1 protein-coding gene is annotated in these 620 nt (G+C 63.5%); it reads right to left on the bottom strand.

Features of this window, described 5'->3' with window-relative positions; genetic code table 11:
- Nucleotides 1-97 precede the first annotated feature (97 nt).
- Nucleotides 98-571, bottom strand: a complete 474-nt coding sequence (locus FNJ47_RS46435) for a helix-turn-helix domain-containing protein (RefSeq protein ID WP_163163506.1) — start codon at nucleotides 569-571, stop codon at nucleotides 98-100.
- Nucleotides 572-620 lie beyond the last annotated feature (49 nt).

Below are 620 nucleotides of genomic sequence, written 5' to 3'. Positions count from 1 at the left end.
CGAAGAATGGTGAGACCAGGGCAGGCCGTGAACTCGGCACGCAATGCGGCGGCGCGTAGCTTCTCGTAGCTGTCCGCTGCGTCCGCAGGCGCGACGATCAAGCTGGGTTGAGTCGTTTTTTTTTGCGCGCCAGCGCCCGCTCCAGGCTGCGTCGGTGCACCTTGACGCCGAACCGCGCCTCGATCGCATCGAGGCAGTGCGACGTCGTCAGTTCGGGTCTTGCAGCTTTGAGAGCGGCGACGAATGCAACGACCTCGGCGGAGACCTTGTGGCCGCCTTTGGGGCCTCGCCGGTTCGGCAACAGGCCGGCAAGCCCGGCGGTCTGCAGGGCGCTCTGCGCCTTGTAGAAGGTCGGCCGCGTAACGCCGAATGTCTCGGCGGCCTCGCTGATCGCAACGCCGTCGACCTGGTGACGTCGCACCATCTCGTAGCGCACCTGCACCAGGTCCTTCGCATCGAAGAATGAGTTGCTGACGAACGAGGGGTCGCGGACCGCTTCCGGATTTGGATTGAGGACGCCGTCTTGCGCCAGCGCCTCGCTCTTCGGATCCCGCTTCTTCGCCCTGGCCATGCTCGGCCTCAATCTGACGTAAATATAAATACGCCTCTATATGTTGGGT

It is taken from the genome of Bradyrhizobium uaiense (assembly GCF_010811875.1).
GTDB lineage: Bacteria > Pseudomonadota > Alphaproteobacteria > Rhizobiales > Xanthobacteraceae > Bradyrhizobium > Bradyrhizobium uaiense.
Note: the sequence above shows the minus strand (reverse complement) of the source record. Positions and strands in the feature narration are given on the sequence as shown.